18 protein-coding genes and 9 tRNA genes are annotated in these 23,162 nt (G+C 72.4%); 7 read left to right on the plus strand and 20 right to left on the minus strand.

Annotated elements, in window-relative coordinates; translation table 11 throughout:
- Window positions 1–40 precede the first annotated feature (40 nt).
- Window positions 41–934, minus strand: coding sequence for a hypothetical protein (locus NQZ70_RS34770; RefSeq protein ID WP_129578075.1), 894 nt, complete (start codon window positions 932–934; stop codon window positions 41–43).
- Between the two features lie 678 nt (window positions 935–1,612).
- Between NQZ70_RS34770 and NQZ70_RS34775 the strand changes: the two genes are divergently transcribed.
- On the plus strand, window positions 1,613–2,824 hold the full coding sequence (locus tag NQZ70_RS34775) for an SUMF1/EgtB/PvdO family nonheme iron enzyme (protein WP_129578076.1): 1,212 nt from the start codon (window positions 1,613–1,615) through the stop codon (window positions 2,822–2,824).
- Window positions 2,825–2,833: 9 nt separating this feature from the next.
- On the opposite strand, the gene NQZ70_RS34780 is transcribed toward NQZ70_RS34775, so the two are convergent.
- A complete protein-coding gene (locus NQZ70_RS34780; RefSeq protein WP_129578077.1) occupies window positions 2,834–3,802 on the minus strand; it encodes an ornithine cyclodeaminase family protein in 969 nt (322 codons plus the stop codon).
- 278 nt (window positions 3,803–4,080) lie between these two features.
- Between NQZ70_RS34780 and NQZ70_RS34785 the strand changes: the two genes are divergently transcribed.
- The 4 genes from NQZ70_RS34785 (at window position 4,081) to NQZ70_RS34800 (ending at window position 8,512) form a co-directional block, all read left to right on the plus strand.
- A complete protein-coding gene (locus NQZ70_RS34785) occupies window positions 4,081–5,658 on the plus strand; it encodes a DUF4215 domain-containing protein (protein ID WP_237244312.1) in 1,578 nt (525 codons plus the stop codon).
- A gap of 63 nt (window positions 5,659–5,721) precedes the next feature.
- Window positions 5,722–6,798, plus strand: a complete 1,077-nt coding sequence (locus tag NQZ70_RS34790) for a hypothetical protein (RefSeq protein ID WP_272826290.1) — start codon at window positions 5,722–5,724, stop codon at window positions 6,796–6,798.
- 696 nt (window positions 6,799–7,494) lie between these two features.
- Entirely contained in the window at window positions 7,495–7,902 is a 408-nt protein-coding gene (locus NQZ70_RS34795; protein ID WP_129578079.1) for a hypothetical protein, read from the plus strand.
- A 34-nt stretch (window positions 7,903–7,936) separates the two neighbouring features.
- Window positions 7,937–8,512 carry an HPF/RaiA family ribosome-associated protein gene (locus NQZ70_RS34800; protein WP_129578080.1) on the plus strand — a complete coding sequence of 192 codons (576 nt, stop codon included), beginning with the start codon at window positions 7,937–7,939 and terminating at the stop codon, window positions 8,510–8,512.
- A gap of 75 nt (window positions 8,513–8,587) precedes the next feature.
- Here the strand turns inward: NQZ70_RS34800 and NQZ70_RS34805 are convergent, their stop codons facing one another.
- From NQZ70_RS34805 to NQZ70_RS34890, 18 genes are all read right to left on the minus strand, one after another.
- Window positions 8,588–10,783: a serine/threonine-protein kinase gene (locus NQZ70_RS34805; RefSeq protein ID WP_129578081.1), complete on the minus strand. Its 2,196-nt coding sequence runs from the start codon at window positions 10,781–10,783 to the stop codon at window positions 8,588–8,590.
- A 114-nt stretch (window positions 10,784–10,897) separates the two neighbouring features.
- Window positions 10,898–11,416: an HNH endonuclease gene (locus NQZ70_RS34810; protein ID WP_129578082.1), complete on the minus strand. Its 519-nt coding sequence runs from the start codon at window positions 11,414–11,416 to the stop codon at window positions 10,898–10,900.
- Between the two features lie 60 nt (window positions 11,417–11,476).
- Window positions 11,477–11,549, minus strand: a tRNA-Leu gene (locus tag NQZ70_RS34815).
- A gap of 71 nt (window positions 11,550–11,620) precedes the next feature.
- Window positions 11,621–11,693, minus strand: a tRNA-Glu gene (locus tag NQZ70_RS34820).
- A 139-nt stretch (window positions 11,694–11,832) separates the two neighbouring features.
- Window positions 11,833–11,904, minus strand: a tRNA-Ala gene (locus NQZ70_RS34825).
- Window positions 11,905–12,058: 154 nt separating this feature from the next.
- A tRNA-Asp gene (locus NQZ70_RS34830) sits at window positions 12,059–12,130 on the minus strand.
- 7 nt (window positions 12,131–12,137) lie between these two features.
- Window positions 12,138–12,259 (minus strand) — tRNA-OTHER (locus NQZ70_RS34835).
- Window positions 12,260–12,335: 76 nt separating this feature from the next.
- A tRNA-Arg gene (locus tag NQZ70_RS34840) sits at window positions 12,336–12,407 on the minus strand.
- 185 nt (window positions 12,408–12,592) lie between these two features.
- Entirely contained in the window at window positions 12,593–14,272 is a 1,680-nt protein-coding gene (locus NQZ70_RS34845; RefSeq protein WP_129578083.1) for a TROVE domain-containing protein, read from the minus strand.
- 97 nt (window positions 14,273–14,369) lie between these two features.
- Window positions 14,370–14,444 (minus strand) — tRNA-His (locus NQZ70_RS34850).
- Between the two features lie 175 nt (window positions 14,445–14,619).
- Window positions 14,620–14,691: transfer RNA gene (locus NQZ70_RS34855), tRNA-Asn, on the minus strand.
- A 151-nt stretch (window positions 14,692–14,842) separates the two neighbouring features.
- Window positions 14,843–14,916, minus strand: a tRNA-Lys gene (locus tag NQZ70_RS34860).
- Between the two features lie 498 nt (window positions 14,917–15,414).
- Window positions 15,415–15,591, minus strand: a complete 177-nt coding sequence (locus tag NQZ70_RS34865; protein ID WP_165374326.1) for a hypothetical protein — start codon at window positions 15,589–15,591, stop codon at window positions 15,415–15,417.
- 220 nt (window positions 15,592–15,811) lie between these two features.
- Window positions 15,812–17,035 (minus strand): tetratricopeptide repeat protein, encoded by a 1,224-nt coding sequence (locus NQZ70_RS34870; protein ID WP_165374327.1) that lies wholly within the window; start codon window positions 17,033–17,035, stop codon window positions 15,812–15,814.
- A gap of 32 nt (window positions 17,036–17,067) precedes the next feature.
- Window positions 17,068–18,147 (minus strand): NAD(P)/FAD-dependent oxidoreductase, encoded by a 1,080-nt coding sequence (locus tag NQZ70_RS34875; RefSeq protein WP_129578085.1) that lies wholly within the window; start codon window positions 18,145–18,147, stop codon window positions 17,068–17,070.
- A 179-nt stretch (window positions 18,148–18,326) separates the two neighbouring features.
- A complete protein-coding gene (locus NQZ70_RS34880) occupies window positions 18,327–18,740 on the minus strand; it encodes a hypothetical protein (protein ID WP_044986386.1) in 414 nt (137 codons plus the stop codon).
- A gap of 146 nt (window positions 18,741–18,886) precedes the next feature.
- Complete coding sequence (locus NQZ70_RS34885) at window positions 18,887–20,371, minus strand: hypothetical protein (protein WP_237244313.1); 1,485 nt, start codon at window positions 20,369–20,371, stop codon at window positions 18,887–18,889.
- 190 nt (window positions 20,372–20,561) lie between these two features.
- The gene (locus tag NQZ70_RS34890; RefSeq protein WP_129578086.1) at window positions 20,562–22,226 is read right to left on the minus strand and encodes a Ppx/GppA phosphatase family protein; all 1,665 of its coding nucleotides are present in this window, start codon (window positions 22,224–22,226) and stop codon (window positions 20,562–20,564) included.
- 51 nt (window positions 22,227–22,277) lie between these two features.
- On the opposite strand from NQZ70_RS34890, the gene NQZ70_RS34895 reads away from it, so the two are divergent.
- Window positions 22,278–22,898: a hypothetical protein gene (locus NQZ70_RS34895; protein WP_129578087.1), complete on the plus strand. Its 621-nt coding sequence runs from the start codon at window positions 22,278–22,280 to the stop codon at window positions 22,896–22,898.
- Window positions 22,895–23,158, plus strand: coding sequence for a hypothetical protein (locus NQZ70_RS34900; protein WP_020738639.1), 264 nt, complete (start codon window positions 22,895–22,897; stop codon window positions 23,156–23,158). Before NQZ70_RS34895 ends, NQZ70_RS34900 begins: the two co-directional genes overlap by 4 nt.
- The last annotated feature ends 4 nt before the right edge of the window (window positions 23,159–23,162 follow it).

The following is a 23,162-nucleotide window of genomic DNA, read 5'->3' on the forward strand; positions in this document are numbered from 1 at the left end:
AGGATCTCGTGGGCCATGGAGGGCATCGCGACGTTGCGGTCTACGCGAGCGCTTCCTCGGCGCTGGGCGCGATCACGGCCTGGTCAAGCCATCGCTCCAGCGTGGGCAGCTCGGAGCAGGCGTCAATCTGCGCCTCCAGCGGCGCGCTGAGCGCGAGCCCTCGCCGCGCTAGGACCCTGCGCAGCGCCGCGCGCGCTGCGGTGAGCTGGCCCTGCTCGATGAGCTGGTCCTTGACCTCCGGGGTGTAGTCGAGCAGGGCCTGGAGGATCCACTGCCTGCGCGCCTCGATCTCCGGGTCATCGACGCGGGCGAACCATCGCAGCAAGTCCTCACGGGTCTTCGGTGACATCGGCAGGTATTCTAGCATGGAGATCACCCATTCCACATCCCGCCGCGGTGCGACCCACCGGGCGAAGTCGTCGAGGGCCTGTCCTGAGCGAGCCGTCAGGAACGGCACGAGCTCGTCGCGCAGCGGCAGCTCGTTGGCCGCGATCCAGAGGAACAGAAGCGGCGAGGGCCCGACGCGGTAGCAGCCGGGGGCGAACCGCTCCAGCGCCCGGACGGTGTGCAGCCACGATGGCAGGTGGGGAGCGACGACCCAGAGCGGCTCCTCGCCCATCCACGGCGGCTCGCGCTCCTCGATGCGCTCGATCTCGCGCGCCAGCCGGCGGAGCGTGGCGCGCTTGAGCTCCACGATGTCGACGTGGTCGCCGGCCATCTTGATCTCGACGACCACCTCGTCATGGTCGCACGCCTCCGGCCAGGGCGCGGCAAGAGGAACGAGCCCGTCGGGCCGCACCACGCGGAGATAGCCGTCGGCCTGGACGCGCTCGAGCCGGACCTCGGGCGGCCGGTGCCATGCGGCGGAGCCGGCGGTGACGCTCGGGGTCACCTCGGCGAAGGTCAACTTCGCGAACCCGTCCAGCTTGCCCACCGGTGCGTTGATATCAGCTCACCTGCAGCGATGCACCTCGAATAAGAGCGCTGTACGGTAGATAAAGAGAGATGGATTCGCGTGCCTGCGCGCAAGTGCGTGAGGGCGGGTGATCGTGGCCCGGAGCCGCGGGCGACACCGCACCGCTCGGTCGGTGCGGCCGCGGAGCGCCGCGGAGCCGCGCGACGGCGTACCGAGGCGGGGTGGGCACGGCCTCTCATCCGCCACAGGCCGAACACACGCCGAGCGCACGTGCGCGGACCGTGGGACAGCGCTGCCGGCCGCGCCTACGAGGCGCAGCCGGCAGCGCCTGCCGGCGGCGATCCGGCGCCCATCTGAATCCACGGCCCCCGAGCTCGGCCACCTCCTCCTGCGGCGGGGCCTCGGAGGTGGCCGGATTCGAGCTCGAAGGCGGGAAGAAAGCTCGATGCTCTTGCCGCCTTCCCTTCTTCATGGGAATCGCGTCCGGCATCGACCGCGACGCCGCCTCGCTCGCCCGCGGAGCCGGCCGCGCTGCGGGCCGCGGTGACGTGCGCGCTGGGCTCGCCGCGCTCGACATGGCTCGACATCGACCGAGGAGTCCGGAGACCATGAGCATCCGCCGATGAACTGCCCGAGCTGGTGCGAGGCGTACGCGCTCTGCGCCGAACGGACCCGTGAGCGAGTTAAGGAGAAGAGATGCGAAGTGTGCGCGCTGGATGGTGGTGGGCAGCATCGGCCTTCGTGGCCAGCGGTTGCACGGCGCTCCTGGGGCTCGACAAGGACTATCACCCGCTGGACGACGCGGGCGGCGGCACCGGATCGAGCGGCGGCGACGCCGGCTCCGGCGCCGGCGTCGCGAGCTCGGGCCGCGGTGGCGCCGGTCATGGCGGCGGCGGTGCCGGAGCGTGCACGCCCGGCGACGCGCGGTGCTCGGACGACCTGCTGGCGCGGTGCAACGACGACGGCCAGTGGGATGCCCCCGAGCCGTGTCCCGCGGAGGCGCCCGTGTGCCGCGGCGCGGCGTGCACGATCCCCCCGAGCTGCGAAGGGCTGCCGTCGACGTGCGGTCCCGGCGCGACCGAGAGCTGCTGCGCGAGCGCGGTTGTGCCCGGGGGGACGTTCCACCGCGGCAACGATCCTGCGTTGCCGGCGACCGTGAGCGACCTCCGGCTCGATCGCTTCGAGGTGACGGTGGGGCGGTTCCGGAAGTTCGTGGCGGCGTACCCCGCGAGCCAGCCCGCCGCCGACGCGGGAGCGCACCCGGACATCCCGGGGAGCGGATGGAACCCGGCCTGGAACGGCGAGCTGCCCGCGGACGCGGCGGCGCTGCGCGCCGCGGTGATGTGCAATCCGGACAACCCGGACATGCGGACGTGGACGGAGGAGGCTGGCGGCCAGGAGCACCTGCCGATGAACTGCGTGAGCTGGTACGTCGCCTTCGCGTTCTGCGCGTGGGATGGGGGCCGCCTCCCGACCGAGGCCGAGTGGAACTACGCTGCGGCCGGAGGGGGCGAGCAACGGCAGTATCCGTGGTCGAATCCACCGGAGTCGACGACCATCGACCCGAGCTACGCTTCCTACGATTGCAGGGAGAGCGCGGCACCCGGCTGCACGTTCCAGAGCGACTTCAGCGACATCGTGCCCGTCGGATCCCGCTCGCCGAAGGGCGACGGGCGGTGGACGCAGGCGGATCTCGGCGGGAGCATGCGGGAGTGGGCGCTGGATGGATACGGGACCTATCCGGCGGAGTGCGTCGATTGCGCCAACCTGACGGACACCTCGAACCGGGTGGTCCGCGGCGGGAGCAGCTTCGGCACGCCGAGCTACCTGCTGACGTCCGCGCGGGTCAGCGTCGCGCCGGCGGCCCCTTACTACAGCCTCGGCATGCGGTGCGCGAGGAGGCCGTAGGCGCCGCGCTCAGCCGAAGAAGTCGAACGCCGTCCCGGCGCCCCGCTCGCGCGCGGCGGCGTAGATGACGCGCGCGAGCGCCACGTCCTGGATGGCGAGGCCGGTCGAGTCGAACACCGTGATGGCGGCGTCGCCGCGCCCTGCCAGCTTGCCCGCGACGACCTCGCCGAGCGTCCCCTGGAGGTGCTCGCGGTGCAGGGCGCCCTCGTGCAGCGGCACGTTGACCTCGCCGCTCTCGGTCGCCTGCGCCCAGTCGTCGATGATCACGCGCGCGTCCCGGAGGATCTCCGGATCGAGCTCCTGCTTGCCGGGCGCGTCGGCGCCCATCGCGTTGATGTGCGCCCCCGGGCGGACCCACGCACGCCGCACGACCGGCGCGCGCGCGGGCGTGGACGTGCAGAGGATGTCGCAGCCGGAGGCCTCCTCCACCGAGACGGCGCGCCCGCGCGCCTCGGCCGCGAACCGCTCGCTCGCCTCGCGCGACACGTCGGCGGTGAGCACCTCCAGCCGATCGCCGTAGACGGCGCGGTGCGCGTCGAGCAGGAAGCGCGCCTGCACGCCGCAGCCGATGAATCCGAGCGTCCTCGGGCTCTGCCGCGCGAGGTGCTTCGACGCGATCGCCGCGGCCGCGCCGGTCCGTACCGCCGTGAGGCGGGTCGCATCCATCACGGCGAGGGGCGCCGCCGTGGCCGGATCGCTGAGGATGTAGAGCCCCATGACGGACGGCAGGCCGAAGCGCGCCGGGTTCTTCGGGTGCGAATTGACCCACTTCACCCCGGCCGCCCCTTCGGCGTAGGCCGGCATCGCACGGAGGTCGCCGTCGTGGGCAGGCAGCCCCAGGTACACCTTCGGCGGCATCGCGGCCTCGCCGCGGCCGTACGCCGCGAACGCCGCCTCCACAGCGGCGATCGCCGCGTCCATCGCGAGGAGGGAGACCACATCGGACTGGGAGAGGAGCAATGTTTTCTCGGGCTTCATCGGATGCGACCGTACGCGACGCCGAACGCGAACGCACGCGCCCCACGTGCGGACCGGTGTGCGCGCATGCTCCGCCCGCCGCCTCCGTGGGCCCTCTTTTCGCGAAAGGGACGGGTATCCCGCTCGGATCCAGCGGCCGAGAGCGGCAGTCACGGAGCGCCGGCGACATGAACCGGGGGGTTGGCAGGCCACGCCGTTGCGCTGAAGATGGCGTAGCTGCGCCGTGGGGTGGGGTGCACCCCGCGTCTCGACGATCTCTCTTGTGGTGGAGCGGGTGGATGAACGTACGACTCGTTGCAGGTCTTTTTGTGCTCGCGCTCTCGGCGACAGCCGGATGCGGTGATGATGGAGGCGAAGGGGGCAATGGCGGCTCCGGCGGCGCTGGCGGCGCCGGCGTCACGGGCAGCGGCGCCGGCGCATCGGGCGCGACCAGCACGGGCAGCAGCGGCGGCGCCGAGCCCACCGGCACCGGCGGCGCCGGCGGCGCCGGCGGCGCCGAGCCCACCGGCACCGGCGGCGCCGGCGGCGCCGAGCCCACCGGCACCGGCGGCGCCGAGCCAACCGGCACCGGCGGCGGTGGAGGGACGCCCGTCAACTACGGTGCGGCGTGCACCTACCATGGGGCGTGCGACGGCGAGTACTGCATCAAGGAGACCGACTGGGGCTGGCCGGCCGGGTCCTGTGCGGGCCTCTGCGATCCCATCGTGGGCGCCTGCGACGAGGGCGGCGTCTGCGTCGATTTCGGCGATCGGGGCCTGTGCATCCGTCGCTGCAGCACGACCGACGAGTGCCGCGACGGCTACACGTGCAGCGACATCGGCGGCGAGATCACGGCGTGCATCCCGGCGTGCACCGAGAACGCGCAGTGCGCCGCGCTCGGCCTGTGCGACAGGGTCGACGGCCTCTGCAAGCTCGGCGAGATCGATTGCTCCGACGGCGAGGACGACGAGGGCGACGGCCAGGTCGACTGCGCGGACAGCGACTGCGCGGCTGCCTGCCGCCCGCTCGTCGGCGCAGCCTGCGCGGGCGCTGCGCCGGTGACGACCACGATCGAGGGCGACACGTCGAGCGGCACGAGCGTGCTCCAAGGCAGCTGCACCGGCGCCGGGCCGGAGGAGATCCACGTATTCACGCCGCCCGCCGGCCAGTCGGGCACGCTCCTCGTCGTGCTCCGGTCGGAGAGCAACCACGGCCTCTATGCCCGCGCGGCGTGCACGGACGCGTCCACCGAGATCGCGTGCAAGGATGAGCACGTCGCCTCGGGCGCCGAGCCCGAGGAGGAGGCGATCGAGGTCGTCGTGCGCAAGGACCAGGCGGTGCCGATCGTCGTCGACGCCCGCACGCGCGCCGACGCGGGGCCGTACACGCTGGACCTCGTGTTCTCGCCGGCCACCTGCGGCGACGGGATCGTCAGCGAGCCGGAGACGTGCGACGACGGCAACACCGTCGACGGCGACGGCTGCTCCGCCGCGTGCACCGTGGAGATCGACGACGTCTGCGCGGACGCGCCCGTGGCCATTCTGGGGACCAATGCGGGCGACACGACGGGCGGCACAACGGTGTTCGACGGCACCTGCACCGCCCGCGGCACGCCGGAGAGGCTCCACGCGTTCACGCCGCCGAGCAGCGGCACGCTCAGGCTGGTGCTGTCCTCCGCGACCGACCAAGGCTTCTACGTGCGGACGGGCTGCTCGGGCCGCGAGCTCGCATGCGTCGAGAGCGAGATCGCCGGCCGGGACGAGAGGCGCTCGATCGCCGTCGAGGGCGGCGTGCCCCTGATCATCTTCGTCGAGGCGTACCGCCTGAGAGACGTGGGGCCTTACACGCTCCGCCTCTCCTTCACCCCCTCTCCCTGAGCTCTGGCGCCGCGCGGCGCGGCGTAGCGCCCCCCGGGCCGGTGGATGAGGTACGCTGCGCGCGTGCCTGCCACCCCTCCTTCAGCTCTGCCATGTCGCCGCGCTCGCCTGGTCGCCGCCGCGCTGCTCGCCGTATGTGCCTGCCAGCCGGGCGCCGCGCCGCCGGCCCGCGCCCCCCAGGACGCTTCGCTGCACCCCGGCGCCGCGACGCCGTCATCTCACGTCGCCGCCCCGTCCCCGCGGCCCCTGAAAGCGGCCGCGGGCGACAGCGCCGCGCAGCCTGCGCCGACGGCCGCGGGCGACCCCGCGCCGGGTGCCGGCGGGGCGCGCGCATCGTCGCTCGACGGCAGGTCCCCCGTGAAGCTCGCGCCGCCGCCGTTCGGTCAGACGCTCTTCCGGCCCGCGCCGGCCGGAAGCTCCGCCGCCCCGCGCCTCGTGAAGATCGCCGAGCAGAAGAACAAGATCACGGACGAGGCGGCGTGGTTCACCGCGAACGGCCTGTCGCTGCCGACGCTGCAGATTCCGAGCGCGGCCGCGGGCGGGGCGAGCGGCTCCCGTCCCCTCCCCTCCTTCGTTCCCGAGAGCTACCGCGATCAACCGCTCGTCAAGGCGATCGATCTCGGCGATCACCTCGCCCTGTTCTACGGCCCGAGCTTCGCCGAGGAGCGCTTCGTCGCGATCCTCGACGCGGCGCACGGGGTCGTCGCCTTCTTCGATTTCGAGAGCTTCCTCACGCCGCCCGAGATCGCTCCCAACGAGGCCGAGTTCGTGCGGGGCCACGTCGGCTGGGCCGTCGTCAAGGACGGCGTGCTCTACGTCTCGTCGGGGCACAGGACGTACGCGGCCTCCTCGAAGGGCAAGAACGCTTACCTGTCAGCCGTCGATCTCGCGTCTGGGCAGCTCCTCTGGCAGAGCGCGCCGCTCGTCTGCAATGCGGAGAACTTCGTCCTGCGCGGCGATCATCTCCTCTGCGGTTACGGCTTCACGGCCGAGCCGGATTTCCTCTATGTCCTCGAGCGCGCCACCGGCAAGGTGGTCTCGAAGCTCTCGCTGAAGAGCGGGCCTGATTACCTCGTCGAGAAGGACGGCAAGCTCTTCGTCCGCACCTACGACACGGATTACGTCTTCGAGATCCGCTGAGCGGCGCTCGGGGCGCGGCCGGCGCGCCCGCCGACGGACGGCCGGGCCGATGCGCCGTGATGCCTGCGGCCAGGCCGACCAGCGCTCGAGCCGACGGCGTCCGGCGCTCCGAACGGCCCGAGCGCGGGGCGCTATGCCTCGCGGGGCTCCCCCGAGCGTGAGGCGAGGAGAGCTCGCGCAGCCAGGCGAGGGGAGCTTGCGAACGCTCGCGCTCGCGCTCGCTCCCCTGGGTGCCGCCCAGCGCCGGCGCGACGCGCCGTGCGCACCTGCTCCCGATCGGCACGGCTGCGGCGCGGCGGGCGAACCACCGAGTCGCTCGGCGCGATCGAAGGCCCGCTGCGGTGGTCAACCCCCCGCCTGGTGCGGTAGAGCCCGCCCGCTTCGTGCTGCCTCGATTTCCCGGACCGGACAGGCGCGTGGCATTCCGAGGAGATGTGACGAAACGACCCGAGATGCCCCGCGTGTCGCAAACTGCCCCAGAGGAGGGCGCTCCGCCGCTCCTCGCCGCGCTCCCCGCGCCAGCCTGGAGATCCACGACGGACGCAAGAACCTGCGCCTGTCGCGCAGAGCCTGCGCCGTCCTGATCCGACCCGGCGCTGGTCGACCGCGGAGCTCGCCGCCCGCGGCTGCCGCGCGGCGGAGCGACCGTGGCAGCGAACTTGCTACCTGCTCACGTCAAGCACACACGAGGTGTTCATGGTCGCGAAGAGCAACCACTCGGAACCTGCGCCGCAGGCGAAGCAGAAGCATCCCGATGAGCTGCAGCGCGATTTGAGCCCGAACCACATGGCCGGGCAGAACATCGGGGGCGGGCCTTCCACCCTGGATCCGAGCGTGAAGCTCGCGTCGGACATCAAGGAGCCGACGCGCCGGCTTCAGGACTTCACCGCGGACGAGCTCCGGGAAATCCCGGTCCTGCCCGAGGGGGCCCGGCTGCTGCAGGACGCCGTCTACGTCGACCTGGCCGATCCGGAGCGGCGCGCGTTCCGGGCGACCGCACAGATGCTCGCGAGGTCCGGACAGTACCTGGTACCCAAATCAGACACCCCGCACATGTACTGGAATCGGCTGGTACGAATCAGCGATTCACATCGGCTGCAGTGACGCGTCCCAGCGACGCAGGATGAAAGGAGCGAGCATGCAAGTGGAGCTCACCTTCCGACACATCGACAAAAGCCCCTCGCTCGAGGAGCTGATCCGGGAGCAAGCGAACAAGATCCAGCGCTTCAACGACCACATCAACAGCTGCGCCGTGGTCGTCGAGCGCGACCACGCGAGCCAGGGCACGGGCGGAGAGTACCGGGTGCGCGTCGATCTCCACGTGGCCGGCAAGCACGAGATCGTGAGCGAGGAGCGGGCCGCCAGGAACCTGCTGCCCACGGCCGTGCGCGACGTCTTCCAGCGCGCCGTCCGCCAGCTGAAGAAGCTCGCGAGCGAGCAGCGGAGCGAGGTGAAGTCCCACCCGGCGCAAGACACGGCCGGCGTCATTTCCAAGCTGTTCAACGACTACGGCTTCATCACGACGACCGATGGTCGGGAGATCTATTTTCACGAGCGAAGCATCGTGTCGGCGCCGTTCTCCGCTCTGAAGATCGGCATGGGCGTCGCCTACACGGAAGAGGACGGCGACGAGGGGCCCCAGGCGAGCACGGTGCGGATCGTGGACGCGCGCGGCGGCAATCGCGGTCGCGAGGAGATCCCTACGCTCAGCTAGCCCCGAACGAAGCGATCACGGGGCTCGCGCGGGCGGCGCGCGAGCCCCGCTCTCCCTCGTTCCCCCTGCGAGCGGCTATATCGTCGTACCGCGCGGCAACGGCGGGAGAGGCGCCGGCTGCGGCGTCGAGCCCAGCGGGGGCTCGGCCGGCGGCGTCGCGATCTCCTCCGTCTCCTCCTGTACGGGCACCGCGACCCCGTCCCGGGGCGGATCGGGCTGCGGCTGCGCTCTGGGCTGCCGCATGACGCACTCCTCGCGCTGCCGCTCCAGCGCGTCGATCCGCTCGGAGGCCTCATCGAGCTTGCGCTCGAGCCAGCCCACGCGCGCGGACTCACGCCTCAGCTCCGAGAGCGCCGTCCTGAGATCGTGATCTCTCGAGCGGAGCGCGGCCCTCGCCCGCTCGCGCTCGATCTCGGCCTGATCGAGCCGCGCCGCCAGGCGCTCGCGGTCGATCTCGAGGCCGGCGATCTCGCGCTCCAGCGCGCTCTTCGACTGCTCGTAGCGCGCGTCGGCCTCGGCCTTCGCGGCGGCCGCAGCCTGGGCCGCGCGCCTCGCCCGGAGCTCGGCGTTCTCGGCCAGGCGCTTTGCCTCGGTCATCGACTCCTTGGCAGAGTTGGCGCTCTTCGCGTCGTCGCTCGCCTTCATCGCCAGGGCGAGCGCCTCCTCGGTCGCGCGCTGCGCCTCGCTCATCTTCGCGAGCGCCTCCTGCGCCGAAGCGTTCGCGGCCGCCTCGAGGCGGCTGTGCTCGCGCGCGGCACGCTCGGCGGCCTCCGCCGTCTTGCGCGCCCGCGTCGCGTGCATCCAGAACACGGTGGTCGTCGCGACCATCCCCATCAGGACGACCACGCCGAGGGCGAGCAGCACCCGCGTGAGGCGCTCGCGGCGCGCCTCGGCGGCGGCGGCCGCGTCGAGGAAGCCGCGCTCCAGGCCGGAGAGATCGTCGATGTCCCGGGCCCAGGCGGACAGCTCGTGCAGCGCCTTGCCGCGCGGCAAGAGCCCCGGCGCCCTGCCGCCGGCGACCCACCTCGAGAGCGCCTCGTCGAGCTCCTTCTTCGCCCGGCCGAGCCGGTGAAGCGCGCTCGCCACCTCCGCCATGCGCGGCCGCGCCTCGGGATCGAACGCCAGCACCCGGTGGACGAGGGCGACGAGATCGGGCGGCGTGGCGGCGCTCATCGGGGGCGGCCACGCCGCGCTCGGCGCGTCGGGCGTCCGCCCCTCGAGCAGCTCATAGAGGATGACGCCGAGCGAGTAGACATCCGCCTTGACGTCCACGCTCCCGGAGTGGCGCTCCTGCTCCGGCGCCATGTAGCTCCTCGTCCCGAGGCCCCACGCGCCCTCTTGCGTGAACGGCATCGTGGGCTGTCCCGCGCCCTCGCTCTGCGGCGCGGGCGCGCCTGGCTCGATCGACGCGCGCGACCCGCGCGGCGCCGCGGAGGAGACCGCCTCGGGCGGGATCTCGACCGGCACGGGGTGGATCGCGGGCCTGCCGATGCTCACGACGGGGAGGCTCCGGAGCGCGTCGTCCTCGTGGGCCTCGCGCTCTGGCGTGGCGCTCGCGCCGCCCAGGGCGCTCTCTGGCGTGGCGCTCGCGCCCAGCGCGCTCGCTGGGCCGGTCGTGGCGCCCACCGTCGGCGCCGGCCGCGTCGAGAGCTCGGTGCGGATCGTAGGCGCGGACGCGGGCGCGAGGGAGCCTCTCCCCTCGAGCTCCAGCACCTCGGGCAGACCCCCCCAGAGGACCTTCGCGATGCCGAAATCGAGGATCTTGACGCGGCTGCCCCCGGGCGCGAGCTCGTCGTCGACCACCATGATGTTCTCCGGCTTCAGATCGCGGTGGACGACCTTGGACGCGTGGGCCGCGGCCATGGCCGAGGCGATCTGGTAGCCGAGCCGCACGACCTGCCGCGGCCGCTCCGCGGGCGGCACGGCCTGCACCCAGTCGCGGAGCCCCCGGCCGTCGAGGTACTCCATCACGATATAGGGCGAGCCGTCCTCGAGCTCGCCGGAGTCGAAGACGCGGACGATTCCCGGGTGGTTGATGATGTTGACGGCGATCGCCTCCTGCCGGAAGCGGGCCACCACGTCCGGCCGGCGGGCGTAATCGCCGAGCAGCACCTTGATCGCCGCCCGCGCCCGCGTCTTCGGGTGCCGCGCCCGGAACACCCGCCCCATCCCGCCGCGGCCGAGCTCGCCCTCGATGAGCCAGCCGCGCAGGACCGCGGGGAACGGCGCGAGCTCGTCCTCGATGCGGTCGGGCGTCGGACGCATCACCATGCCCGACCATCCTGCACCTGCCCGCCCGGCGGCGGAAGCCCCGAGGCGCGCCGGCGCGCCGGACGCCTCGCCCGTGGGGCGGCGTCGTGGTCGCGCCGGCGCGCGGGGCTCGGGTCATCCCGCGCTCGCGCAGTAGCCTGCCCACACCTCCGGGATGCGCCGCTCGCTCAGGCCCAGGACGGGCGCCGGGGGCAGCCACTTCGGCTTCACCGGGGCGCGGAGCAGCTTCATGCCGGCCTGCTCCGGCGTCCGGCCCCGCTTCATCGTATTGCACGCGTAGCACGAGGCCACGATGTTGTCCCAGACGGTCTTGCCGCCCTGCACGCGCGGGATGACGTGATCATAGTTGAGCTCGCGTGCCTCCTTCTTCACGCCGCAGTACTGGCAGCGGAAGCCGTCGCGCAGCAGGACGTTGACCCTCGAGAACTTCACGCCGCGCTTCATCCCCAGCGTCGGCCGCTTCAGCCGCGCCACCGCGGGCGCCTTGATGGAAAGCGACGGCGACCGGATGACGTCGTCGTACTCCTCGATGATCTCCACCTTGCCCAGGAAGCTCATCGTGACAGCGGTCTGCCACGGGATGACCTTATGGGGCACCATCCACGGCGTCAAAAGCAGCGTCTGCGCGGTCATGGCCCACCTCGTTATCGTCTCTTTCTTTTCATGATGTCGCTCCAGGTCACGCGCGATCGGTGCCCGGGGAGGGAGTCGAACCCCCAGTAGGCTGGGTTTGAGCCAGCAGCGTTTGCCGTTTCGCCACCCGGGCAGGGTGTCACCCGTGGAGCTCGCTCGGGCGCGGGCTCCCGAGGAAGCACGCAGGCGAGCGGAGCGGCCCGGCGTCCCCAGCGGGATTCGACCCGCGTCTCCGGAGCGAAAATCCGGCCGCCTGAGCCGCTAGCAAGATGGGGACGTGGTCACGTGACGAGGACCGCGGGCCGGGGGAGAGCGCCGCGTCGCGCGATCGCGGAAGACGAACGGACGGGCAAGGCACGCCGTGGGGGACACACGGAACAGGTATGGCGGTAACCCACGAGCTTCGGCCCGTCCGGTGGAGCGACGAGGGGTCGAACCTCGATCCCTGCCGTGCGAGGGCAGTGTTCTCCCGGTTGAACCATCACCCCGGACCAGCGATCATCGCGTCAGATCTTCATCGTCATCTCCTTGTGCATTGGACGGCGCGCCGTCGGTTTCTTTGGACCGAGCTCGCTCTTCTTGGAGGGAGCCGGGCATGAAGCGATCGCGCCGTTTCGCAGGAGCTCTGGAGAGCTCCCGAGGCGCCCCCGAGGAGGATCGAACTCCCCTCACCTGATCGACAATCAGGCTGCTTCACCAGATGCATACGAGGGCAACGCGGCGCCGCCGGCGGGACTCGAACCCGCGACATCCTAGGTTACGGTAACCGTCCTCCTTCGGCCCGGGTCGGGCAAGCGGGCGGAGAACGGCATTAGGTGCTCTACCAGGCTGAGCTACAGCGGCATGGTCGGGATCCGAGAACCGTCGTCCTTCGGCCCGGGTCGGGCGATGGATCGGACGACGGAGGTGAGGATCCCGGCGCCCCCGGCGGGACTCGAACCCGCATCGACCGGCTTCGTAGGCCGGCCCCTATCCAATCGGGCTCGGGGGCAGCTCCTGGGAGCGGGACGCTGGAGTCGAACCACGAGAACTGTCCTCCGGCGGCCCGGGCAAGCCCGGGCAAAGGATGAAGAACAGGTGCCATCCATCATGGCGGCGTCCCGCAGGAGGGGGCGCCCGCGCGGCGCCACGGCGTCGGACGGACGGGCCGGCGGAGCCCGTCCGTCACGCTGTCTGTCACGAGGCACCCCGGGTGAAATCCGCCATCACCTGGGGGGCCGCCCCATCGAACCCCACGACATCGAGCATGCCGGGGTCCGTCGGGTCGGCGATCGAAAAGCCGGTCGACGTCATGCCGACGACGATCAGCTTCGCCGGTCGGCCCATCGCCTGCCGATAGTCCCTGAGCGCCTGAAACGGGTGAACGCCGCCCGCCCAGGTCTCGCTGTCCGTGTAGATGACGAACGAGTCGACCTCCACCCGGTTCCGCTTCGCCCAGATCATCGGCAGAGCACAGTCGGTGCCGCCGAAGGGGAGGCCCTCCACCGCGCGCAGCACGTCGTCGAGCCGCTGCTCCGGCGAGATCGCGAGCGGCAAGAGGCCGGGGACTCCCCCGCCCCACTTGCCGCCGTACCCGCCCGACGCCGCCGAGAAGCCGACCACGCTGTACTCGCGCTCGATCCGCGCCGTCGCCATGGCCATGGCCGCGCTCGCCACGCGCGGCGTCAGGCCAGGGACGCCAGCGATACAACCGCTGGTCATCGATCCGGAGATGTCGAGCGCCAGGAGGTGCTTCTTCCTGGTCGGCTCGACCGACCGGAACGCGAGGTAGAACGCCTCGTTCAGCGCGTCGACGATCTCGCGGACCGGGGTCCACGAGAGCGCGTTTTCGCGCCGGCGAGCGCGTTCGCCGTGACCCTGCTCATAGACCTCGAGGGCCGAGAGCACGGCGACGGGGTGGACCCGCGCCGCCTTCAGGCGGCCGGCGTCGGTGAGCTGTTGCGCCACCCTGCGCGACGCGTCGCTCATCGGCGCGAGCAGGCCGATCGCGGTCATCTTCCCCAGGTTCCGGACGAGCGCCGTCTGGGGCATGTGCTCGAGCAGCGCCTCCCACACCGAGGGGTCGTTCTTCCACTCGGTCCGGAGCATCTCGTGCGTGAAGCGATGCTGTCGGATCAGCGCCGTGACCTGCTTCCGGTTCGTCGCCGCGCGGAGCGACTCGAACGCGCGCACCGCGCCCGGCAGCTCCCCGACGGGGAGCGCCTTGCCGCGCGCCGACTCCTTGCCGAGCGCCTCGATGCCGCCGACGATCCAGCGGTAAAGGGCGTCGTGCTGCGGGGTCGGCGCGACAGGATGCGCGAGCCGCAGGAGATCGCGGTGGCTGAAGCCGTCGCGCTGCTGATACTTGATCGCCTGATGCGCGACCTTGTCGGCGGGCTTGCCGTTGTACCACGCAGCGACGGCGGACCGGAGCCCGCGGCCCCACTTGCGGAACCCCTGCACGTCGCGAGCGAAGTGGAAGAGATCCGTCCCCGTGCGGCACACCTCGGGCAAGGCCGCGAGGGCGGCCTTCCGGGTCTCGAGCTTCGGGTCGGCGGAGGCCATGGCGAGCGCGAAGATCGCAGGCGCGTTCTTCGGCGCTCGCCCCGAACCGCTGACGTCGACGATGCGCTGCACGGCGCGGGGCCCGTCCGCGGCGAGGCAGGCCTCGACGGCGCGGGCGTTCTCCACGGTGAGCTTCCGCTCGGTCGCGTAGTAGGTCCCCCCCTCCGCGCCGAGGATCAGCCAGCGGTCGAGCCTCGCCCACTCGTCCAGGGCGAAGGCGTAGCCACCGGCGCTGTTCTGCACCTGATCGGCGCGGGCCTTCCGCCGCTGCGGGGTGACCAGCGCGGCGAAGTGCTTCAGATAATTGGCCATGACACCACCTCCGGCCCGAGGGCCCGGGCAAAAGAGGACGGATAAGCGGCGCGCTCGGAGGATCTACCAAAGATAACCGAGCGCGATCGACCCGTCCTGGGTGGGCGTACGGGGATCGAACCCGTCTCCGCAGGGTCACAACCTGCCCTCTTCACCAGAAGAGTAACACCCACGCAAGCTATCGTCGGGATGGCCGGATTCGAACCGGCGGAGCTCCTCACCCCAGATGAGGCGCCTTTCCATCCCGGGGCGCCTGCTCGCGGCAGGCGCCGGCGGCCCCCGGCCGGAGGCGGGCCCGGGCCTCGCGTGAACGAGGCGGGCCCTGCCTCCGAGCGCCGGGGGCGCGGCTCCGGCGGGAGGGATCGAACCTCCAACCCACCGCTTAACAAGCGGGCGCTCTACCATTGAGCTACACCGGAACATGGAGGCGCAGCGCGCCTCCATCTACATTGCACATCCTGGTTGTCACAGAACGAGCGATCCCTCCACGGAGGGATCCATGAGAGCGCATCGACGATCTCTGCGCTCTCACGGCGCGCGCCGGCATGGAATGCCGAGCGGTGCGCCGGGTGGACCCGGGAGGAATCGAACCTCCAGCCGTCCGCTTAAGAAGCGGCTGCTCTATCCAGTTGAGCTACGGGTCCGCGCGGAGGGCGCACCTCCGCATCGCCTGCCGCGCGGCAGGCCGTCATGATCCGAAGAGCTCGAGCTCCGAGCCGAGAGAGAGCGACCCACGGCCGCTCGGGCTCTACCGCGCCCGGAGACGACGCACACGAATCCCTATCGCGCCCTCGCGGGCGCGCACCTTCCCCCCGTACGTCATTCGCTATCGACTCGAATGCTTCCAGCGCATTCTCTACCGCGCCTCCTTTCCATGGGCGCAATACCCCGGCGCAGCGCGCGGCGACCTCGCACGCGCTGCAAGCAAGACAATCCCTCTCCTCGGCGAACCTATCGCTCGCGCCCCACAGCAGGCCTGAGGCCCACGAGGGGGGCTACGGCCCACAAGGAGGCTACGGCCCACAACAGGCCTGCAGCCCACATCGGACCTACAGCTCACGAGCCCCAAAACGCCGAAGGCCGCCTGGGTCTCCCGAGGCGGCCTTCGCGAACGTCGTCGATCGACGCGTGCTTAGCTGCCTCTAGGCGCTATTCTCCGGGTTACCGAGCTTCCGCGACGCGCGGATGCCGCAGGAGTATCCGTGGTCGTGCGCCAAGGAATCGCCACCCAGCAGATGGTCCCATGCCACGATCGCTTCAGGCGTTGCGGCCTTGGGCTGGTTGGCGATGAGCTGCATGTTGTCGCGGCGGCTGAACATAACGAATCCCTGTCTGCCGAATGAGTACTCCCCTTGAAGGGGCTGCGCAACAGAAAAGTTCTTCGAGTCGATTCTTTTTTTCTTCGCCTTCGAGACCAGAGCTCGCCGGGCCTCAGCGCCGGTCGGCGCAATCGGGGAATGCCGCGGATATACGGCGATTTGCCCTGGATATGCCGAGGGCGGCGGAAGGCAGCTGCGCAAGCAAAGCACACCTCGTGCCCTATCGGGCACCGGCCTCGATCCGGAATCGCTCATTGCACCCGGCCCCAGAGACCACCACGTGGCCTCCCTCCACCGTCACGCTGGCCTCGCTCCCCACCGGCCAGCGCAGCGCCACCATCGCTCGGCCGGTGCGCGCGTCGTAGAACGTCTGCTCCCGGTGGCTCACGCCATCGCGGCAGCGCTGCTCTTCATTGGGCTCTCCGTCGAAGACCGCGCCGGTGCCGTCGAAGTACCCCTCGACCACGAGGAGATCCCCCTTGATCGCGCCGCTCACGCTGCGCATCCCGTGGCAGCGCGCGGGCCAGCCCCCCGAGTGACCGCCGTTCGCGACCACGAACCCCCCTGGCTTGCGGGGAAAGACCACATGGTTGCGGAAGTAGGTATACGTCGCGTGCTCGCGAGGGAAGATCCACGGCGGGTCGCCGGCGCACGGGCCGTCGCTCGCGCTCTTCCCGTCGGGTCCACACAGGCGCGCCCTCGCCGCGGCCTCGGTCGTCACCTCGCCGGGCGCCTCCCCGTCGTGGTTGACCCGATCGAGGAGCTCGATCCAGCCTGTCACGAGGGCGGCGTGCTCGAGGCCGGTCTTGCGGACCTCCACGGCGCACGTCGACCTGCCGGCGAGCTTGCCGCGCGTCGCCGGCGAGGGCTTGAGCGCGTGCGCGTTCGCATAGGCGACCCGGGCCGCCTCGGCGTCTCCGGCCTTGTCGCGCAGCAGCCCGAGGTTGAACCAGATCTGCGAGCGGAGCTCGGGGTCGCCGGCCCCCGAGAGCGCCGCGGCGAAATCGGCCTCCGCCGCGTCGCTGTCGCCATCGCCGAGGTGCGCGAAGCCCCGCTCCGCGAGCGCACGCGCGTCGCTCGGATCCGCGGCGAGCGCCTCGGTGAACGCCCGGATGGCCGCGCCGAAATCCCGCGCCTTCGTCGCGAGCCGGCCCCTCGCCAGGGCCGCCTTGCTCGCGGCGAGGGCCTGCTTCTCCTTCTCGGTGAGCGGCCGCGCGCCGGGCGAGGGCGGGGCCGGCAGCGCGGCGCTGCTCGCGGATGCGACAGGGGCGGCCGAGCTCGCCGCGGCCGGCGGCGCGCTCTCGGCGACGGGCGGCGAGCGCTCGGCGACCGGCCTCTGCGGCGCGTCACGGCAGCCCGCGACGGCGCACGCCGCCGCGAGGCCGAGCGCGAGGGGCCCGCCCGCGCCGCGCGTGCAGCAGCTGCCGGTGAAGCGCGTGGTCATGCTGCGCATCGTCCGCGTCCGGGTCGGGGACATCACGACAGGGCGCCGACGCGCTCCGCGGCCGCCTCGGCGGAGCGCACGGCCGCGTCGATCCCGGAGCCGTGGAACGCCGAGCCGGCGAGGAGCACGCCGCTGCCGGCGAGCGCCTGCTCGGTCTCCCGGACCCGCGCCGCGTGCGCGGGCGTGGAGACCGGGAGCGCGCTCGACCAGCGCGAGACCCAGGCGCGCTCGGCGGGCCCGCGCACGCGCAGCACGCGCGCGAGCGAGGCCTCCGCGCGCGCCGCCCACGCGTCGTCGCCCATCTGCTCCAGATCGGCCGGCTCGGGGCGGAAGAAGAGGCGAAGCGCGACATGGCCGGCGGGAGCGCGCTCGGCGAACTTCGAGGTCGTGAACGTGCACGCGCGGAAGCCGTGCGCCTGGTGCCCCGCGGCGACCACGAAGCCGGTGCCGTCGAGCGGGTGCTCGATCGCGGCGCGCGGGTAGGCCAGCGAGACGGTCACGCTGGAGAGCGTCTCGGCGTCGCGGAGCGCCCGCGCCGGCTCGCCGAGCAGCGCGGCCGCGCCGGCGGCGTGGGTGGCGATCACCACCGCGTCGGCGTCGATCTCGGCCCCGCCGGCGAGCGCGAGCCGGAAGCCGCCGCCGGCCCCCCGCGCGAGCGAGGCGACCGCGGCGGAGGTGCGCACGTCGACGCGCCCATCGCGCGCGAGCGCGCGCGCGAGCGCCTCGGTCAGCTGCGCCATCCCGAGGCGGAAGGTCCGGATCCCCTTGCCGAGCTCGTCGCGCGGCACCTGGAAGCCGAGGAACGCCGCCGCCTCGCCCGGCGCGAGCTCCCGCAGCGCGGCGCCGTCGAAGCCGAACGACCTGTGCGTCTCCTGGCCGACGAGATCGCCGGCGATGCCGAGCGCGCCCGCCAGCGCGGGCACCGCCTCGCTCCGCGCGATGAACCCCTCGGCGCCGTGCTCCACCACGAAGCCAGCGGTCCGCTCGGTCCAGAGCTGCCCGCCCAGCCGCGGCGCCGCCTCGACGAGCGTCACCCGATCGCCCGCCGCCGCTCGCCTGAACGCGACGATGCACCCGGCCAGACCGCCTCCGACGATGGCGACGCGTCGCATCGCCCCCGTATACCACGAGGCGGCGCCCCGAGCGGCGCGCTCGGCCGCGGGCCCCTGGACGTCGATTGGACCCGATCGCGCTCGTCAGGGCCGCGCCGCAGGATGCCTGTCGCGCCCGGCGCGCGGCCGGCCGGGCCGGCCTCCTCGACGGCCCGTTCTCCTCGGTGTCCGCCGGCGCCTCAGCCGAGCTGCGACAAGAACTTCCGGAGCTGCTGCGCCTCCACCATCGTCATCACCGGGACGAGCCAGGCCTCGAGCGACGTGGTGTCGCGAAACGCCTTTCGGCTCGAGTTGTGCGCGTCCCGGATGAGCCGCTCGACCTGGAGCCCCAGGATCGCGTTCGCCACCGGCAGCAGGTAGGCCGTCCGATGCACCGTGGCGTTCTGCACGCGCATCATCTCCAGGAACTTCTCCGCGCTCTCGGGCGCGAGCACGTCGACCTGGAGCAGCTCGATGCACACCACAGCCCCGTGCCGGTTCTGGGTCACGATGCCCTGGATCCTGGCGATGCACGCGTCGACCTCGCCAGCCGGGAGCGGTGAGGCCAGCCTCACTTCGATGAGACGACCGGCTCTATTGTCAACGGAGTACATGAGCGAAATTAAACCTACCGTAGACGTCCGAGCCAGAGCGCGTCAATCAACGGCGAATCCGTGCGGTACGGCCCCGTACGCGCGCCCACGGCAATGACGCTTTGTCGGCGGCCGCCTCGATAGAACAAAACCGCCCGAGACGGTGCTCATGCACCGGACGAGAAGATCACCTTCCCCGGGCGCGCCTCGTCCTCGGAGGCGGCCTCCCGCTCGGCCTCGAGCGCCTTCGCCTCGGTCTCCAGATCCGGAAAGCGGTACCGGATCCCGTCGCCCGCCTCGAGGTCCACGTCACCGCCGAGCGCGACCACCTCGCGGGTGATCTCCTCCGAGCGCGGCGCCTCCCCGGCCGCGTCCTGCCAGGCCCGCTGGAGCACCGCCTCCGTGATCGGCTCCCGGGCCTGCCGCGCGCCGATGCGGGTGAGGATCGCCCGCAGCACCGCCCGCCGGGCGTTCCGCCGGGCGAGCCGCCGCCGCTTCAGCGGGCGCAGGAGCGCGCGGCCGAGCGGCAGCGCGAAGAGCGCGAGCGAGAAGACGAGCGGCACCACCCCGAGCGCCATCGCCGTCCCCGTGGCGGGCAGCTCCGCCATCGGCACCCCGCGGGCCAATAGACCGAGGTTGGCCAGCGTGAGGTGCGCCCCGAGGGCGTAGAGGCTCATCATCAGGTTGAACCCGTTGAGCGCCACGATGAGCGCGTTCACCCCCGGGTCGTTCCCGGTGAGCGGCGGCAGCTCCTCGCGCTTCGCCCACACCGGCGCCGGCGCCCGCGACGGCGCCTCGACCGCCGTCCGCCGGATCGCCTCGAACCGGTACACGATCCCCCCCTCCTCCGAGACGTCGACCGTGCCGTCGTAGTCGAGCATCAGCCGCGCCATCATCGGGTCCGCCTCGTCGCGCGACAGCCCGGTCACGCGCATCACGTCGGCGAGCCCGATCCGGCCCCGCTGCGCGCGGATCTCGGCCAGGATGAGCTTCTCGCTCTCCAGCGGATCGCGCGGCGCCGGCGTCGGGCCGAAGAAGAACCGGTTGACCTTCTCGTAGAACGGCGTCTCGTCCCGGCGCCGCCCGAACGCCCCGCGGCGCTCGTACGACGAGGACGAGGACCAAGGCGGCTCGGCCGTCCACACGAACGGCGAGAAGGGGTGGAACGTCCAGAAGATCGCGTCGAAGACCATCCGGAAGAGGACGTAGCCCGCGAACGAGCCGGAGAAGCTGCCGTGATCGCGCGAGTCGCTGTTCGACCGGGCCAGCAGCTGGGCGATCAGGATCCCGACGAAGATCGCGACGTACGCGATCAGCACGATCGCGATCCACGCGCGCACGACGAAGCGGGCCACGCCGGCGGCGCCCCGGAGGACGAACCCGAGCGCGCGCTCGAGCCGCGTGCGGGTCTCCCACGGCTTGGTGAAGCCGTGCGGGAAACGGAAGAGCAGCTCGCCTTCGGACGTCGCCTTGAGGTGCCCGCGGTACTCGCTGACGAGCAGGTGCAGGCCGCTCTCGGCGTCGCGCAGCGGCAAGCCGCTCCTCGCCGAGGCGTCGGCGAGCGTCAGATCGCCGGTGTGCCCGCGCAGGGCGGACTCCAGGATGCCGGCGGCCCGGCGGGCCTCCATCAGCTTTGGAGATTTCAGCGTCAACGGTCGCTCGCCCTCGCTCTCTGCGGCGGCGCAGCCGCCCTCGCTCGCGGCACGGCCGCGCTCGCTGGCACGGCGTCGCCGCGCTCCCTCCCGGAGGCACAGTTGCCCCCGTGCTCACCTACATGGTGACGCGCAGGGCTCCGCGCAAAGGCCGCGGCGATTTTTTCGGGGCCGCGGCGGCTCCCGCGGGTCAGCCGCCGGAGGTCGCGCCGGACGCCGGCGGGAGCGATCTCGGCGTGGCGTCGACGATCCGCACGTCCAGGCCGAGGGCGTCGCGCAGCATCCCCGCCTTCGCGACGACGGTCCACTCCTCGAGCGCCCGGTCCTCCGCGCCCTGCACCTCGAGCACCAACGTGTCCTCCTCGATGCGGCCGCTCACGTCCGCGACCTTCGCCCGGTGCTCGCGATCGAGCGCGTCGGCGACGCGGAGGATCGACGCCATCGCCTTCACCTTGGCGCGCGCGTCGCGCGAGAGCGCGCGGAAGTTGTCGTGGTCCATGCTGGGCGGCGACTTCCTGTGGTAGCGCGCGATGTTCGCGACGATCGCGCGCTCCTCCGGGGTCAGCCCCATGAGGTCGCTGTGGGCGATGATGTAATAGCTGTGCTTGTGGTGCCCCTCGTAGCGGACGAAGTCGCCGATGTCGTGGAGCAGGGCCGCCGCGCGCAGGAGGATCCGGTCGCGCTGGCCGAGGCGGTGGCGCGGCGCGAGGTCGTCGAAGAGCCGCTCGGCGAAGCGCGCCACGAGCGCGCCGTGCTGCTCGTCGAAGTGGTAGCGGCGGCCGAGCCGGGTGCAGGCGTCGCTGACGGCGGCGGCCTCGCCGCGGAAGTCAGGCCCGAGGAAGTGCGCGTGGGCGAGGTCGACGAGCACGCCCTCCTTCAGCCCGACCCCGGGCGCGACGATGAGCGGCTGCACGAACGACTGGGCGACGCGGCTCAGGATCGTCGCGGCGGGGACGATCGTGTCGGCGCGCTCCGGGCGCAGGCCGTAGATCTGCGCGCGCTCCTCGGGCGTCTTCGACACCAGCTCGTCCAGCAGGCGGGACATCGCGGCCACGTCGATCGCCCGCCCCTCCACCGGCGCGCCCGGCAGGGGGCAGAGGTCCGCGAGCGTCTCGATGTTGCCGCCCGTGCCCACGAGCAAGTCGACCCCCGAGCCCGAACCCTCGCCGAGCAGCTCCACGATCTCGCGCGTGGCGTCGGCCATGACGCGGTCGACGTACTCCTCGACGAGCCGCCGGTGCCCCGCGTCGACGGGGCGGCGAGCCTCGAGGAAGGTCTCGACCATCCGCACCGTCCCCACGGGGAGCGAGCGCGAGAAGACCGCCCTGCGGCCGCGGAGCAGCGTGAGCTCGGTGGAGCCGCCGCCGACGTCGACGAGGAGCGCGGTCCGGTCGCCGAGCGCGACGCGCTCCAGGACGGCGAGCTGGACCAGGCGCGCCTCCTCGACGCCCTCGATGACCTCGACGTGGACGCCGGCCTCGCGCGCCGCGCGCTCGACGAAGAGGTCGCCGTTCTGGGCCTCGCGCGCGGCGCTCGTCGCCACGGCGCGGTAGCGGTCGACCTTGGCCGCATCCATCGCCGTGCGGAAGCGCCGGAGCGCCTCGCAGGCGGCGCCGATCACCCCCGACTCGAGCCGGCCCTTCGTGAACACGTCGTGCCCGAGGCGCACGGGGGCGCGATCCGCGTGGACGTCGCGGAACGGGTGGAAGCGCGGCGCGTCGAGCGCCCCGGCCGAGCCCCCGGCGAGCGCCGGCTCCCGGCCGCCGCCGAACGCCCCGAGCGCCGGAGGATCGACGTCGACGATGCGAAGGCGGATGGCGTTGGATCCGATGTCGATGGCAGCGAGCCGCGCCATGCCGGGAGAAGTAGCGAAGCTCCGGGCTGTTGGCTACTCTCATGCCCGCTCATGTGGAGGAAGCTTCAACGCGGGTCGGGGGCCCGCCATCTCGGTCCCCTTCAGCATCGGCCTTCAGCGCGCGCGGCCGCGCCCGGCGAGGCCCGGAGCGCGCGCCGTCTCCTCGGCGGCGCGCGCGAGGCGGCGCGCGCCGCGCTAGGGATCGCGGCCGCGGCGCTCGCGCTCGCCGGCTGCGGCGGCGGTGAGGCGCGCGCGCCGAACCCGCTGCGCGCCCTCGACGAGCGCCGGGCGATCGAGGTCATCCGCCGGGCGATGGTGCGGGAGGGCGCGCAGCCGGCGCTCGGGCGCGAGGTCGCTCTCGTCAGCGGGGGCAAGGTCCGCGTCGACGTCGGCGTGCAGAACCGCTCGTACGGTGTCGTCTACGTGACCGAGGAGGACGCCCAGGCGCTCGGCGCCGCGCTCCCGCCGCCCAACGGCCGGGACGAGAAGCTGCGCATCGTCCGCGGCGGGCCGGACGGGGCCGTCCGCATCGTGCTCCTCTACCAGCAAAACTACCTCTACGACGACCTCGTCGGCGAGTCGCACGAGCGCACGACGATCACCGCCGAGCGCGAGCTGACGCGCGACGTGCAGGACTTCATCACCTACGCGCGGACGCAGAAGTTCCCGTGAGCGCGGTCGATCAGGGCGAGGGCGCGCGCCGCCCGGCGCGCCGCCGGGGGCAGCGGACGGAGGAGGAGGCGCGCGCGCGCCGCGCGCTCGGCGGCGGGGGGATGCTCCTCGTCGCCGGGCTCGCCCTCGTCGGCGTCGGGCCGTCCGACGCCGGCATGGGGCTCACGCTGATCGCGCTCGTCGTCCTCATCTACGGGATCCACAGCTTCGGCCGCCTGGGGCCGGAGCGGGACGAGCGGGCGCGGCTTCCGTCGCGTTGAGGCT

The organism is Sorangium sp. So ce836, from assembly GCF_028553905.1.
GTDB classification, from domain to species: domain Bacteria; phylum Myxococcota_A; class Polyangia; order Polyangiales; family Polyangiaceae; genus Sorangium; species Sorangium cellulosum_D.